The organism is Streptomyces sp. MBT53 (assembly GCF_016654115.1).
Classification (GTDB): Bacteria; Actinomycetota; Actinomycetes; order Streptomycetales; family Streptomycetaceae; genus Streptomyces.
Window position 1 is genome coordinate 1 of record NZ_JAEQAZ010000142.1, and the last position, 13,729, is coordinate 13,729.

General features: G+C 69.3%; 12 protein-coding genes. 9 read left to right on the top strand and 3 right to left on the bottom strand.

The window, feature by feature from the left end:
- Positions 1 to 430 precede the first annotated feature (430 nt).
- Positions 431 to 664 carry a hypothetical protein gene (locus JHN45_RS36685; RefSeq protein WP_143612349.1) on the bottom strand — a complete coding sequence of 78 codons (234 nt, stop codon included), beginning with the start codon at positions 662 to 664 and terminating at the stop codon, positions 431 to 433.
- Between the two features lie 200 nt (positions 665 to 864).
- Between JHN45_RS36685 and JHN45_RS36690 the strand changes: the two genes are divergently transcribed.
- Entirely contained in the window at positions 865 to 3,318 is a 2,454-nt protein-coding gene (locus JHN45_RS36690) for a WD40 repeat domain-containing protein (RefSeq protein ID WP_201053794.1), read from the top strand.
- Positions 3,319 to 3,394: 76 nt separating this feature from the next.
- Positions 3,395 to 4,309, top strand: coding sequence for an endonuclease NucS domain-containing protein (locus JHN45_RS36695; RefSeq protein ID WP_201053801.1), 915 nt, complete (start codon positions 3,395 to 3,397; stop codon positions 4,307 to 4,309).
- Positions 4,310 to 4,401: 92 nt separating this feature from the next.
- On the opposite strand, the gene JHN45_RS36700 is transcribed toward JHN45_RS36695, so the two are convergent.
- Positions 4,402 to 5,151, bottom strand: a complete 750-nt coding sequence (locus tag JHN45_RS36700) for a site-specific DNA-methyltransferase (protein ID WP_201053802.1) — start codon at positions 5,149 to 5,151, stop codon at positions 4,402 to 4,404.
- Positions 5,152 to 5,782: 631 nt separating this feature from the next.
- Between JHN45_RS36700 and JHN45_RS36705 the strand changes: the two genes are divergently transcribed.
- The 7 genes from JHN45_RS36705 to JHN45_RS36735 all read left to right on the top strand — a co-directional run bounded on the left by JHN45_RS36705 (position 5,783) and on the right by JHN45_RS36735 (position 13,030).
- Positions 5,783 to 6,925: a C40 family peptidase gene (locus JHN45_RS36705; RefSeq protein ID WP_201053803.1), complete on the top strand. Its 1,143-nt coding sequence runs from the start codon at positions 5,783 to 5,785 to the stop codon at positions 6,923 to 6,925.
- Positions 6,926 to 7,009: 84 nt separating this feature from the next.
- Positions 7,010 to 7,309: a DUF6112 family protein gene (locus JHN45_RS36710; protein WP_201053878.1), complete on the top strand. Its 300-nt coding sequence runs from the start codon at positions 7,010 to 7,012 to the stop codon at positions 7,307 to 7,309.
- A complete protein-coding gene (locus JHN45_RS36715) occupies positions 7,309 to 7,995 on the top strand; it encodes a hypothetical protein (RefSeq protein ID WP_201053804.1) in 687 nt (228 codons plus the stop codon). The genes JHN45_RS36710 and JHN45_RS36715 overlap by 1 nt, the downstream gene beginning before the upstream one ends.
- Before the next feature lie 31 nt (positions 7,996 to 8,026).
- Positions 8,027 to 9,415 carry an ATP-binding protein gene (locus JHN45_RS36720; protein ID WP_201053805.1) on the top strand — a complete coding sequence of 463 codons (1,389 nt, stop codon included), beginning with the start codon at positions 8,027 to 8,029 and terminating at the stop codon, positions 9,413 to 9,415.
- Between the two features lie 105 nt (positions 9,416 to 9,520).
- Entirely contained in the window at positions 9,521 to 10,990 is a 1,470-nt protein-coding gene (locus JHN45_RS36725; RefSeq protein ID WP_201053806.1) for an SCO6880 family protein, read from the top strand.
- 43 nt (positions 10,991 to 11,033) lie between these two features.
- Positions 11,034 to 11,486: a DUF6238 family protein gene (locus JHN45_RS36730; protein ID WP_201053807.1), complete on the top strand. Its 453-nt coding sequence runs from the start codon at positions 11,034 to 11,036 to the stop codon at positions 11,484 to 11,486.
- Between the two features lie 20 nt (positions 11,487 to 11,506).
- The gene (locus JHN45_RS36735) at positions 11,507 to 13,030 is read left to right on the top strand and encodes an ATP-binding protein (RefSeq protein ID WP_201053808.1); all 1,524 of its coding nucleotides are present in this window, start codon (positions 11,507 to 11,509) and stop codon (positions 13,028 to 13,030) included.
- 246 nt (positions 13,031 to 13,276) lie between these two features.
- On the opposite strand, the gene JHN45_RS36740 is transcribed toward JHN45_RS36735, so the two are convergent.
- Positions 13,277 to 13,723 carry a hypothetical protein gene (locus JHN45_RS36740; RefSeq protein WP_201053809.1) on the bottom strand — a complete coding sequence of 149 codons (447 nt, stop codon included), beginning with the start codon at positions 13,721 to 13,723 and terminating at the stop codon, positions 13,277 to 13,279.
- Positions 13,724 to 13,729 lie beyond the last annotated feature (6 nt).

Here is a 13,729-nt window from a genome sequence, read left to right on the forward strand (position 1 = left end):
CTTGACGAAGGACATAGAGGCCCCCCCCTTCCAGCTCGCGCACCTCCACGACCTGTCGATCAAGCGGCTCACCGAGATCATCCGCGGGCCGTTCCAGCCCCAGACCCTCGTCGCGAATGGCCAAGGTCACAAGAGGTCACACACGCCGACCGTGGTCGACCCGCTCGCGCGACGACTCGGTCGAGTGGGTCAGCCCAGCCCACCGCCAGCGGTCCCGCCCTCGTCGGGGGACAGAGCCGCAGAGCCGACCGGCGCTGGAGACGGAGTCGGCGCCATACACCCGCCCGACGTGCCGGCCAGCATCGGACGCTGATCGACGAGTTGCGCGAGGCAGCCTGGCGGCCGCCCGCGCGCAACGCCCTGATCGGGGCCGCGGTGACGCGCCTCTCGGTGACCACCGGCTCGCCGCCCCTCCCGCATACCGAGCGGTTCACGAGCGCGGCGGCCTGCCACGCCAGGCCGCGAACAAGCCCAGCCCGACGCTGGTGACCGCGGTGAACGCCTCGGGGCCGGCGAGCATGAAGACGCCCGTCGCCAACGTGATCAGGATCAGCAGCGCGACCAGGTCGAGTACCCGATCGCGGGTCGGTGCCTCCGGTACCGGTCCTGGCGTGGGAACGGCCGGAGAAGTGGCGGGCGAGCTGGGCTCTTCGATTTCATCCATGCGCCCAGCACACCAGCCTGATCCGGCATGTCCCGTACAGCACGAACAGACCCGGATAAGCCCGATCGTCGCAGGCCATCGCCGTAGCGCGCGGCACTCCGGGCGAACACCCAGTCTGTATGGTGGTGTTCGGCGGAATTCGGTGATGTTCGGCAACCAGCGTCATACGCTGAGTCCCACAGACCATCGGGGGGACGTACGTGGCGCATGAGGACGTCTCCGAGGCCGCGTATCAGCGGGAACTCGCGGACTTCGCCTCCAAGCTCCGGAAGCTGAAGATCGAATGCGGCAACCCCTCCCAGCGCAGCATCAGCAGTGCCGCACCCCCGGGACCGTCACTCTCGGTCTCCGCGATCAGTGAGGCTCTCAACGGAAAGCGATTGCCGAGCGTCGACTTCCTGCTCGCCCTCGTCCGGACGCTACTCAGCCTCGCGAACGACAACCAGTCCCCCGTGGGCCGGAATGATCCAAGGGTCGAGCCCTGGCGCACGGACTGGACCCGGCTCGCGCACCTACGTGACGAGGCCCGGCACGCGTCGACCGCGCCCGAGTCCGTGCAGCAGCCGGTCGTGGATGGCGCGTCGCAGCCCCCAGTACAGGTCCGCGAAGGGTCAGCACCGCCGACGAGCACGCCCGCGCCGATCGAGAATCACCAGCCCCCGAGGTTCCGTCACACACCACCGGTCCTGCCCCACTCCGGCTTCGTATGGTCGGTGGCATTCTCGCCCGACGGCAACCTGATGGCCACCGGCAGCGCCGGCGGGACCGTGATGCTCTGGGATCCAGTCACCCGTCAAGCGGTCGGCAAGCCTCTGACCGGCCACACCACGACCGTAAGGTCCGTCGCGTTCTCCCCGGACGGAGGTCTGCTGGCCGCCGCCAGCGACATCGGCACGGTACGGCTCTGGGATCCAGCGACCTATGAAGAGGCCGGAGCGCTCTCGACCAAGAAACAGGAAGGTGTCACGGCCGTCACGTTCTCCCCCGACGGCACTTTGCTCGCTACCGCCAGCTATGACCGCACGGTATGCCTCTGGGATCGGGATACCTATGAAGCGGTCGGCGAGCCACTGACCGGCCACGCCCGCCCTGTAACAGCCGTTACGTTCTCCCCCGACGGCGCCTTACTGGCCACCGCCGGCTTCGATGGCATGGTGCGTCTTTGGGACCCCGCTACTCGTCAAGCGGTCGGTAAGCCCTTGATCGGCCATGACGGCCCCGTCAGATCGGTAGCGTTCTCCCCCGGCGGCCTGCTCGCCACTGCCAGTGACGATGGCACGGTGCGTCTCTGGGACCCGATCACCCACCAGACCGTCGGAACGCCGCTGACCGGCCACACCGGTGCCGCCACAGCCGTCGCCTTCTCCCCCAGCGGCGGCCTGCTCGCCGCCTCCGCCGCCGATGGCACGGTGCGTCTCTGGGACCCGATCACCCACCAGACCGTCGGAACGCCGCTGACCGGCCACACCGGTGCCGCCACAGCCGTCGCCTTCTCTCCCGACGGCGGCCTGCTCGCCACCGCTGGCTACGATCAAACGGTGCGCCTATGCGAAGCTGAGGACGCCCAGCCAGCGCCTTCCTCGGCACAGCGTGCACGGCATGAAGAGGACTCCCCCGAGAACCTGATCGCCCAGAATGACCAACTACACACCCGCGTAAACCTCTTGACCGCACGCGGCCTCGCCAGTCGAAGCGTCCTCACCGCGCTCACGAACGGCGAAGGTATCTCTCTGGCTCCCCTGGTCGGGCACCGGGCCGCGGTCTGGTCCGTGGTGTTCTCGCCTGACGGAACCCAACTCGCTACGGCGAGCGCTGACGATACGGTGCGGTTCTGGGATCCTGCCAACCGGCAACCGGTCGGCAGGCCTCTGACAAGTCACCGAGACTCCGTGAGGGCGGTGGCTTTTTCCCCTGACGGCACCCTGATCGTCACAGCGGACGAGGGTGGCTCGGTACGCCTATGGGACGCGGCTGCCCGAGTACCGGCGTCGGGCAGCCCCTTGGCCTCCCACCTCGGCCCCATCACGTCGGTAGTCTTCTCGCCCACCGGGACCCTGCTCGCCGTCGCCAATGATGGTGCTGCCGTACGACTGTGGGTGCCAGCCACCCGGCAACCCGCCGGTGCTCCGCTGACCGGCCATAACGGGCTCGTCACTGGGGTCGCGTTCTCCCCCGATGGCAGTCTGATCGCCACCGCCACGGATGCCGGCACAGTATCTCTGTGGGATGCCACCAGCCGTGAGCCAACCGGCGAACTCCTAGATGGTCACAGAGGCTCCGTCAGCTCTGTCGCTTTCTCCCCCGACGGCAGTCTGATCGCCACCGCTGGCGACGATCACTCGATTCAGCTGTGGGACGCGGCCACCTACCAGCCCGACGGAAAGCCCCTGACCGGCCATAACGACGCCGTCGCGGCCCTGGCTTTCTCTCCCGACGGCGGTCTGATCGCTACAGCCAGCAAGGATCACACCGTACGCCTGTGGGACCCGACCACCCACCAGCCCGTCAGCGAGCCTCTCACCGGCCACCACGACGCGGTGACAGCGCTCGCCTTCTCGCCGGATAGCACCGTGCTCGCCACCGCCAGCATCGACCGCACCGTTCGGCTGTGGGTGCCTCCGGCGGCGAGCAGTCCCGCCGGGCAGCAAGGCTGATCCGACAGGGACCGGAATAAATGCTTCCTGGGCTCCATTGTTCTCTCCCGGCGATCAAGGTGAGGCGGGGAGGCTCATGAGCAATCTGAAGGTCTTCAGGGTGAGAGGCGGGCAGGCAACTGAGGTCTCGGGAGCGTCCGTGGGGGTGGAGGTCGAGCTGCAGCGGCTGATCGAGGCCAACATGGAGGCCATGCTCGGCATCCGCTTCCTCGCGACCGAGTACCGCACCGGCCATCACGGAGGCCGGATCGACTCCCTCGGCCTGGACGAGAACGGCACGCCGGTCATCGTCGAGTACAAACGCAACCGCGACCAGAACGTCATCAGCCAGGGGCTCTCATACCTGTGGTGGCTCCACGACCACCACCACGAGTTCGAGAGTCTGACCCGGGGGAAGCTCGGCGACCAGACTGCCGTAGAGATCGACTGGAGCGCTCCGCGGATCGTCTGCGTCGCTGGCGCCTTCACCCACCACGACACGGTGGCTGTGGAGATGATCGGCCACCGGATCGACCTGGTGACGTACCGGGTCTTCGAGGATGTGCTCACGCTTCAGCTCATCGCGTCGGCCGGCGGCAGCCGCACCTCCTCGCGGGGCAGAACGTCGGGATCGACCCGCGCAGCGTCTCCGGCGCCGAAGTCGGTCCAGCAGTATCTCGACGAGTCGCCCGAGGATCTCAAGGAGCTGTACGCGGATCTCGACGAGCTGCTGTCGTCCCACCGGGATGTACTCAAGGAGCCCCAGCTCCACTACGTCGCCTACCGGCGGATCGTGAACGTGGCCACGGTGCGCGTGCAGCCGCGCAACCGCGTACTCGTGGTCAATCTGAGGCTGAATCCGGAAACGGTCGAGCTGGAGGAGGGCTTCTCACGGGATATGCGCGGCCTCGGGGCCCTCGGAATCCGTGACGGCGTCGAGGTGCGGATCGGCTCGCGCGAAGACCTCGCACGAGCGACCGACCTGATCCAACGCAGCGTCGAGGCGGCGTAAGGCCCCCGTATGACAACGGGCGGTGTTCCACCACTCCGGTGGAACAACCGCCCGTTTCTGCGTTATGGCCCTGCTGCCGGGGCTTCTCGGTCTCACTCTTCGGGCCCGGCGAGTTCGAAGTCGTCCTGGATCAGCGCACCTCGAAGCCGCTGTTCCGCGATGTCGGCGTAGTGCTTGGAGAGTTCGGCACCTATGAACTGTCGGCCTTCACGCAAGGCGGCGACGCCGGTCGTGCCGGAGCCGGTGAAGGGGTCAAGGACCGTTCCGCCCGGCGGGCAGATCTTTACCAGTTCCTGCATCACCTCCACGGGCTTCTGCGTGATGTGCACGCGGTCCTTCCGGGGCTGGCTCGCCGTGTAGAGACCAGGCAGGTAGACGGGGTTGCGGTTGGCGTCGACGGGCCCCTTGGTTCCCCACACGATGTACTCGCATGACTGCTTGAGTCGGCCCTTCTGCGGCCGGGAGACCGGCTTGTGCCACGACGCGATCCCTCGCCAGGTCCACCCGGCGGCCTGCAACGCGTCCGTCGTCGTCGGCAACTGCCGCCAGTCGGTGAAGACGAGCGCGGTGCCGGACTCGACGGTCGCGCGGTAGGACTCGGTGAGCAGGAGGGTGAGCCAGAAGCCGTACGAGCGCTGGTCTCGGTTCTCTCCGGGGAAGTTGGCGAGGTCGTGCTCGGCGTCGGCCGAGGTGTACTTCGCGCGCGCGGAGCGGCCGGTGCGCTCGCTGCTCGTTCGGCCGCCACTGTTGTAGGGCGGGTCAGTGATCACGGCATCAACGCTGTTGTCGGGGATGCCGGCGAGGGCGGTCAGCGCGTCGCCTCGGTACAGGGTGTACGGCATTGCGCGGTTCTCTCTTTCGGGGAGGCGGTCGTGCGCACATTTCTCCACCCACGGAGGGCTGCGCACGTCGGCATGGGTCGCTCCGCGGAACGGCAGAAGCAGCTCCGGCGGGGAGCAATGCGCTGGAGGTTAACTCCAGATTCCGGCCGCACCCAATGAGTCGAATCTCTGCTCAGTAACCCGAAACCGCCCGAAGCACGGGCCGTTTGGTGCGGCCGGATTTCGTCCCTACAGTCTCGCCGTGTTCGCAGGACGGAACCTGGTTCCACCCCTGCTGAGCTGTGCCGATGCGTGCTGTTCCGTCCGAACGGCAGCGCGCCGGGCATCCCACCGACTGGCTTCCTAATCGGCGAAGGGGACTCCCCCATGTGGCGAGTGAGATTACGAGCGCGGCTGGCTGCCGCTTTCCAGTAAGGGTCCAGCGGCCGGGAGTTAGCAGCTCCCGGCCCTGGTTTCCCTGCTTCCCCCAGGGATTGCGAATTCATATCCGGCGCGGTGCCGGTGGCCTTTTCGACGAGAACGCCTGCGCCGCGCTGCCTACGAGCAAGGAGCTGTCGATGCAGCATGCCCAGGCGCGCCCCTCCCCAGGGCCAGATTCCCTGTCTCGCCACTTGGCGTTCGGGCAGCGCCCGTGAAGAGGGTCGTTGCCATAGCGGGGGCCGTGGCGCTCGGCCCGACGTTGTTGATCGCACCGGTCGCCGTCGCTGTCGCTGGTTCCAGCAGCGCCCAGGCCTCGTGTTCCGCGGACGGTGCACAGGCTGTGGACAGCGCGGCGGTCGCGAAGCAGGTGGAGTCGATCCTCAAGGGGCAAGGGACGAAGTCCGTGTCCGTTTCGGGGCTGGACGAACCCGAGAAGCAGATACCGAACGCCGCGACGATCCAGGCCACCGGCGTCGCGATGAAGGTGCCGGCTCGGGGGCAGATCGTTGCCCTGGCCACGGCACTGCAGGAGTCGCGGCTGCGGAATCTGGAGTACGGCGATCGGGATTCGCTCGGCCTCTTCCAGCAGCGTCCCAGCCAGGGCTGGGGTACGGCCGCGGAGGTTCGTGATCCGGTGCACGCCTCGACGAAGTTCTACGAGGGCCTGCTCAAGGTCTCGGGCTGGCAGTCGATGACCATCGCCCAGGCCGCGCAGGCGGTCCAGAAGAGCGGTTTCCCCGATGCGTACGCGAAGTGGGAGCCGCTGGCCACGGCCCTTCAGAAGGCCATCGCCAAGTCCCTTGGCCAGAACGGAAGTTCCGGCAAGGACAGCGACTCGGGCAACGAGGTCGAGCAGACGGGCTCCTCGGCGGCTACCGAATGCGGCACCGGCGAGGACGGCTCCTCGTTCGGCGCGATTCCCGCAGGGTCCGTTCCCGAGGGCTACAAGATCCCGGCGACTGCGCCCAAGTCGGTGCGTACGGCGATCCGTTGGGGCCTTGGTCAGCTCGGTACGCCGTATCAGTGGGGCGGCTCGTGTTCCGCTCCGCACGGCCAGGACCCGATGGGCCGGTGCGACTGCTCGTCTCTGATGCAGGCGTCGTACAAGGCCGGCGGTGTCTCGCTCTCCCGGACGACGTACACGCAGGTCAAGGAGGGCAAGGCGGTCAGTGTCGATGCCCTCAAGCCGGGTGACCTGCTGTTCACCCGCGGCACGGCCAAGGTGCCGGAACACGTCGGGATGTTCATTGGCCAGGGGCTGATTCTGCAGGCCCCGCACACCGGTGACGTGGTCAAGATCTCGACCCTCGCCGACTGGCGCGCAGACATCGTCGCCGCCCGCCGAGTCGTCTGACCGGCTTCTTCTCCCCCTCCCCCGCTCCATCTCCTCTCGGGCCCTCGCGCGCCCACATTCGCACTGGAGTTCCAAGTGAAGTTCATGCAGCACGCCCAGTTCCTGGCGTACAACCCCGGCATCACACCGAAGGAGGGCGGTCTCCCCGGCCTCAACGTGCTGAAGAACGTCGTCTCCTCGATCAACCTCTTCGGGATCGTCGCGGTGGTCGGCGCCCTGGCGATCTCGGCCATCGTCTGGGCCTGGGGTCACCACAGCGGTGGCCACCAGGCCGAGGCGAACGGGAAGAAGGGCACGGTCATCGCCGCCGGGTGCGCGTTGCTGCTCGGCGCGGCCAACGGCATCGTCGCGTTCTTCTCGGCGATGGGGACGCAGGTTCACTGATGCCGAAGAAACGTTCTCTCACCGCTCAGGAGCGCACGTACGGGGCGCCGTCCTCGGTCCTGCGGCGTGCCCTGATGGGTGGCCTCGTCCTCGCCGTGTTGCTGGCCGTCGCCGGTCTCCTGGCGTATCTGACGCGTACGGAGAGCCCCGCGTCGGCGAAGCCCTCCCCGCCTGCGAAGTCCACGCCTCGGGCGGCTTCGCCGGAGGCGGCCGACGGCGAGCGTAAGGCCGTCGCGTCGCCGCCCCGGACGAGCGATCCGATCGAGTTCGCGAAGGCGGCCACCAAGGCCCTGTGGACGTACGACACCCGCCCCTTCTCCCGGGCCGAGCACGTCGCCGGGCTCAAGCGGTGGATGACCAGCGAGAAGAAGTACGCCGACTGGGCGTCCGTGTCCGATCAGGTGCCCAGCCCGGTGCTGTGGTCGCGGATGCACGACAACCACCAGCACGCGACCGCGAAGGTGGGTGAGGGCCACTTCCCGCAGGCGTTCAAGACCGCCCTGGCCCAGGACCCCGGCGCGATCACCGAGGCGTACGTCTACGCCGTCACGGTCACCGGCAAGCAGTCCATCGCCTGGAAGGGCTCCGGGGCCGGAGCCGAGTCCCGCTCCACGACGCTCGCCGTCCAGTGCCGCCCCGACCAGGCCTGTGCCCTGGTCGGCGTGCTGCCCAGTGTCGCGCCCTGATCGCCCCCAATCCCCTTAAGGAGGTGCCCTCATGGGGGCATGTGACCTTCCCCTGATGGACACGGTGTGCAACACCGTGGGCGGCGTCGTCGGTTCGACCGGCGAGGCGGTCACCGATGGCATCGGTGCATGGATCGCCAAGTCGATGGGCGAGCTGGCCCAGTCCGCCGCGGACCTCGCTTCGACGGCCGTCGACAAGACCACGGCCGTCGATCTCAACGCCGAGTGGTTCCGCAGCAATTACGAGCTGCTGCTGCCCATCGGTCTGATCCTGACCGTCGGCACGTTCTGTCTGCAGCTGATGCGTGCCGCCTGGCGCCGTGACGAACGCGCTCTCGCGCAGGCGGTGACCGGGACGGTGGCGGGTGTCTTCTTCGCGTTCGCCGCCATCGCCTGCACTACCGTCGCGCTGACCGTGGTCGACGCACTCTCCGCCGGGCTATTCAAGGCGGCGAACAGCTCGGTCGACGACGCGATCCGCCGCGTCATCGAGGTCAACAACCTCGGCCCGATGTACGCGTTGGGCTGGACGATGCCCGCCATGGTCGGCCTCGGGAGTGCCATCGGCGCGTTCCTGTACTGGGCGGTGATGGTCGCCCGCAAGGTCGGCATCCTGGTCCTGGTGACGCTCGCGGTGTTCGCCGGCGCGGGCGGCGGCTGGGAAGTCGCCAAGCGCTGGCGGCGCGGCTGGATCGAGGCGACCGCGACCCTGATCGTCAGCAAGCTGCTGATGACGATCGTGTTCCTGCTGGGCGTCTCGGCCATGGGCAAGAGCGACGCCTCCGACGGGCTCGCCGCCCTGTCCGACGCCATGGCGGGCATCGTCGTCATGGTCCTGGTGATGCTGTGCCCCTACGCCACGTACAAGTTCGTGCACTGGGCGGCCGACGGCGGCGGCCAGGACGACCTGCACCGCACGGGCGTCGCCGGACTCGCGGTGGCCGCCGGCGCGACGAAGACCGCGGGCCAGCTCGCGATGCAGGCCAGCACCGGCATGCGCGCTCCGCAGGGCCCCTCGAAGGTCCCGGGCCAGGGCTCGGGCGGTGTCGCCTCCGGCATCGACCCGACCGGCGGAGCGGCCGGGGACGACCAGCCGAAGCAGACCCACTTCCGCTTCGGCGAGGACCCGAGCGCTACCGGCGACAAGGGCCGCGCGCTGATCCGGCGGCCTCCCACCGATGGTGACCAGGGTCAGCCGCTGATCCGGCGTCCCAGCGAGGGGGCGGCGGCCGACGCGGCACCGGTCTCCTCCGGGCCGACGCCCCAGGGCGCGGCGGTGGCGCAGCCGCAGGTCACGCACCTGGATCCGCCGGCACCCCGACGCACCGGGCCGGGCGCGGTGAACGGGCCTTCGCCGCAGGGCGGTGCCACACCGCAGCGGTGGGTCTACCCCCAGCCGCCGGGTGGATCGGGTTCCTAGCCCGCGCCTGACGGGGCGGGCGGCGCAGGTCGCCTCCGGCGCCGCCCGCCCCGTTTCCTCCCCTCTTTTCTTTCTTGCTCTCCACGTTCCAAGGACGGCTTCGCCATGCTTTCCAACACCTCTCAGCCCGAGGGCCCGGCCACCGTAAAGTTCCCGCATCGCTCGCGGCGCGGCGTACTGCTCGGCCTGTCGGCTCCTCAGCTGATCGTCGTCACCCTCACCGGGCTGCTGCTGCTCGCGGTGCTGCTCACCGCCGGCGTCACCGGGGCACTCAAGCTCGTACCGCTGTGGTCGGTCATCCTGGCGGCGGTGTTCATCCGCCATCGCGGACGCTCCCTCGCCGACTGGGCGCCCATCACCGCCCGGTACGCACTGCGCCGCTTCCGGGGCCAGCTGGTCTGGCTGGCACGGCCGTCCACCCGGCCGCGCCGCGAGGGCCTACTCCACCTCCCGGGCACCGCGGCGTCCCTTCGGGTGGTCACCGCCCCGCATGGCCGTTTCGGCGCGGTGCACGATCCCCACCACGGCACCGTCACCGCTGTCGTGAAGGTCTCCTCGCGTGCCTTCGCCCTGCTCGACCCGGCCACCCAGAGCAGCAACGTCGCAGGCTGGGGGCGCACGCTGGCCGCTCTGGCGCGCACCGGGCACATCGCCCGGGTCCAGGTCCTGGAGCGCACGGTGCCCGACTCCGGCGACGCGCTCAACCGCTACTGGCACGAGCACGGCAACGAGGCGACCCACCTCGCCGGGCCCATCTACAGCGACCTGCTGGCCGCCGCCGGCCCCGCCGCCGCCCCGCACGAGGCGTACGTCGCGCTCGCCCTCGATCTCAAAGAGGCCCGCCGCCTGATCAACCAGGCCGGCGGCGGACTCACCGGCGGCTTCACGGTCCTGGCCCAGCTCACCGCAACCTTCGACCAGGCCGCCCGCAACTCCGGTCTCACCCCCAGCGGCTGGCTGGACGCATCCGAGATCGCCGCCGTGATCCGTACCGCGTACGACCCGAAGGCCTCGGCCGCCCTGGACCAGTGGTCCTCCTCCGGCCGCGCGCAGGCCGAGCCCGCTGCCGCCGGCCCCGTCGTCCTGGTCGAGAAAGCCGACCGGATCCAGACCGACTCGGCCCACCACGCCACGTTCTGGATCGAGAACTGGCCCCGCATCGAAACCTCACCCGGCTTCCTGCACCAGCTCCTGTTCACCTCCGGCGTGCGCCGCACCCTCTCGCTGACCTACGAGCCCAAGGAACTGGACTCCGCGCTCAAGGACGTACAGCGCCGCAAGGCCACCGTGATCGCGGACGCCGCCGAGCGGCAGCGCAAGGGGCAGGTCGACTCCGAGGAGGACTCGGTCGAGTACGCCGACATCAAGCAGCGCGAGCGCCAGCTGATCGCCGGACACGCCGACGTCGCCCTCACCGGCCTGCTCACCGTCAGCGCCGACACCGACGAGCAACTCAACGCAGCCTGCGCCGCGATCGAGACTGCCGCCGTCGCAGCCCTCGTCGACCTGCGCCTGCTGACCTGGCAGCAAGCCGAAGCCTTCACCAACGCCGCCCTGCCCCTCGCCCGCCCGTAGCGCACCCGCACCACCATCTCGCGCTCTACCGAAGGGCACCCTCATGCCGACCGAGCCCCTGCCCGAACTGGCTCCGGACTTCGTCCCGTTCGCCACCGCCGCGCTCGACTTCCACCAGGCGATCAACATGCCGGTCGCCCCCATCGCCGCCGGCCGTGCCGAACTCGACTCCCTGCACGCCCACATCGTCGCGCTGTACGGGCTGCTCGACGCCCACACCGCCCGCACCACCCCCGTGGCCAGGGCAGAAGGCGACCACCTCCGCGGGTGCCGGATCCGGCTGTGGCAGGCAGCCGAGCACCTCCACGCCGCCTTCCACGCCGCCCCGCACCCCAGCTCCGGCCTCCCCACCCGGGAGGCGTGCCGGGCCCGGCTGCCCGAGGGAGCGCCCGAACTCACCGTGTGCCAGCGCCACCTGGCCACCGCCACCCGGGTCCGCCGTGCCCACACCCCGGCCGATCTGCGCGACCCCTTCACCAGCCTCACCCGCCACTGACCGCTAGGAGCACCATCCGCATGCCCTCTCGTACCCGCGCCAGCGCCAGCCCGCTGTTCGTACCCCGCAAGAGCGACCGCCGCACGGCGCGCGCCGCACGTCATCAGTTCGCCGCCGCCCGCGACCAGGCCCGGCACGCCGCACGTCCCGAAGCCCGCCCGACCGCGCCCGGCCTCGACCCCGAGCTGCGGGCCACCTACCCGGCCGCCGGCCGGCCCGGCCCGGCCTCCGCCCGCGGCGGCCGTCTCAAGCTCCCCGCCCACCGGATGACGACGGCCACCGCGTCCGGGGCCTACCCCTTTCTCGCGGAGGGCGGCCTGGGCGCGCAGGGGATCTACATCGGCCGTGACGTCCACGCCGAAGCCGCCTTCACCTACGACCCGTTCGCCCTCTACGGGCGTCTCGACGGCTTCACCAACCCCAACATCCTGCTGGCCGGGATCATCGGCATGGGCAAGTCCGCCCTGGCCAAGTCCCTCGCCGTGCGCGCCGTGGCCTTCGGCTACCGGATCTACGTGCCCTGCGACCCGAAGGGCGAGTGGACCATCGTCGCCCAGGAACTGGGAGGGCAGACCATCGCGCTCGGTCCCGGTCTGCCGGGGCGCCTGAACCCCTTGGATGCGCCCGCCCGGCCGTACGGCGTCAACGAGGAGGACTGGACCAGCGAAGTCCGCAAGCGGCGCCTTCTGCTGCTCGGCTCGCTCGCCAAGACCGTCCTGGGACGCGAGCTGCATCCCATGGAACACACCGCCCTTGATGTGGCGCTCGACCAGGTCGTCGCACACGCGGAGGCCCGCGGCACCACTCCGCTGCTGGGCGAGGTCGCCTACGTCCTCGGGTCTCCCGAGCGGCTCGACGCCGCGCTCGGCGAGCTCTCCGGCCGCCTCGGGCATGCCGCCGAGGACCTCGCCCACGCGCTGCGCCGGCTCGTACACGGCGATCTGGCCGGCATGTTCGACGCGCCGAGCACCGTGGCCTTCGACCCGAGCGCGCCGATGCTGTCCATCGACCTATCCCGTCTCGGCGGCGCCGGCGACGATACCGCGCTCGTCCTGGCGATGACCTGCGCCTCCGCCTGGATGGAGTCCGCGCTCGCCGACCCCACCGGAGGACGGCGCTGGGTGATCTACGACGAGGCCTGGCGCGTCATGCGGCACGTCGCCCTGCTGGAGCGGATGCAGAGCCAGTGGAAGCTCTCCCGCGGCCTGGGCATCGCGAACCTCATGGTTATCCACCGCCTCAGCGACCTGCTCGCCGCCGGTGATGCCGGCTCCCGGGGCCGGGCCCTGGCCGAGGGCCTGCTCACCGACTGCTCGACCCGGATCATCTACCGCCAGGAAGCCGACCAACTCGCTTCAGCAGCTTCCTTGTTGGGGCTCACTGGCGTTGAGACCCAGGCCGTCTCCGCTCTCACCAAGGGGCGTGGCCTGTGGAAAGTGGCGGGCCGATCATTCATTACTCAACATCTTTTGCACCCGCGGGAGCGCGAGTTGTTCGACACGGACGCCCGGATGTCCAAGATCATCCCCGGAACCTTCGCGTGATCACGTAAGTCCGGTTCGCGTACGGCATGGCGTCATGCCCCTTGGCGGGACCGGGACACAGCGCAGGCACGGCCTCAACGATCATGTAGATGTCGAATCCGTTGACCACCGGGCGACTCCGTGCCTTCCGCTGTGTCATCCCCATGCCCGCCACGCTAGAACAGGCTTGCCCTGATCACCAGCCTCGCTCCGGGCGGGCCGCCAGCGTCTGACTCGCGGAGGAGAGCGGTCCTGGTGGCAAAGAATTCAGTCGAGGCCCCCGGTCTCCTCGACGTGCGCCACAAAGGCGGCAATGATTCGCGGCCGAGGTGCGTCGGGAACGGGCGTCGGCGGCAAGTCGGCCTCCAGACCCCACTCAGTGTTGAACATGACCTTCATGCCGGTCGGCACCACGTCGTTCCTGAGCCACAGAGCGAACGTGGCCGCCAAGTGGGCGTTGCAGTCCAGCGCTGCCACACCCTCGGGCGACAGCAGGGCCATGCCTTCCAGCTGCTCATCGTCAAGGGTGATGCCGAAATGCATCGACGAGCCTTTGACCGGCCCGTCGGAGCCGTCCTCGATGCCGATGAACTCGTCGGGGTTCCGTTCTCGCAGCGTCGCTTCCAGGCTCTCGTACGTCAGGCCCCAGCTCTGCCCCTCCGGCGAGGTGAAGACGTACATGGTGCGGAGTTCTGCGATCTCTTCCGGTTCCATCGTGGC

Bases quoted from the DNA above. Each gene is read 5' to 3' on its own strand.
- JHN45_RS36735 (WP_201053808.1), top strand. From the start codon at position 11,507: ATGCCCTCTCGTACCCGCGCCAGCGCCAGCCCGCTGTTCGTACCCCGC.
- JHN45_RS36710 (WP_201053878.1), top strand. From the start codon at position 7,010: ATGCAGCACGCCCAGTTCCTGGCGTACAACCCCGGCATCACACCGAAG.
- JHN45_RS36740 (WP_201053809.1), bottom strand. From the start codon at position 13,723: ATGGAACCGGAAGAGATCGCAGAACTCCGCACCATGTACGTCTTCACC.
- JHN45_RS36720 (WP_201053805.1), top strand. From the start codon at position 8,027: ATGGGGGCATGTGACCTTCCCCTGATGGACACGGTGTGCAACACCGTG.
- JHN45_RS36700 (WP_201053802.1), bottom strand. From the start codon at position 5,151: ATGCCGTACACCCTGTACCGAGGCGACGCGCTGACCGCCCTCGCCGGC.
- JHN45_RS36685 (WP_143612349.1), bottom strand. From the start codon at position 664: ATGGATGAAATCGAAGAGCCCAGCTCGCCCGCCACTTCTCCGGCCGTT.
- JHN45_RS36695 (WP_201053801.1), top strand. From the start codon at position 3,395: ATGAGCAATCTGAAGGTCTTCAGGGTGAGAGGCGGGCAGGCAACTGAG.
- JHN45_RS36725 (WP_201053806.1), top strand. From the start codon at position 9,521: ATGCTTTCCAACACCTCTCAGCCCGAGGGCCCGGCCACCGTAAAGTTC.
- JHN45_RS36715 (WP_201053804.1), top strand. From the start codon at position 7,309: ATGCCGAAGAAACGTTCTCTCACCGCTCAGGAGCGCACGTACGGGGCG.
- JHN45_RS36730 (WP_201053807.1), top strand. From the start codon at position 11,034: ATGCCGACCGAGCCCCTGCCCGAACTGGCTCCGGACTTCGTCCCGTTC.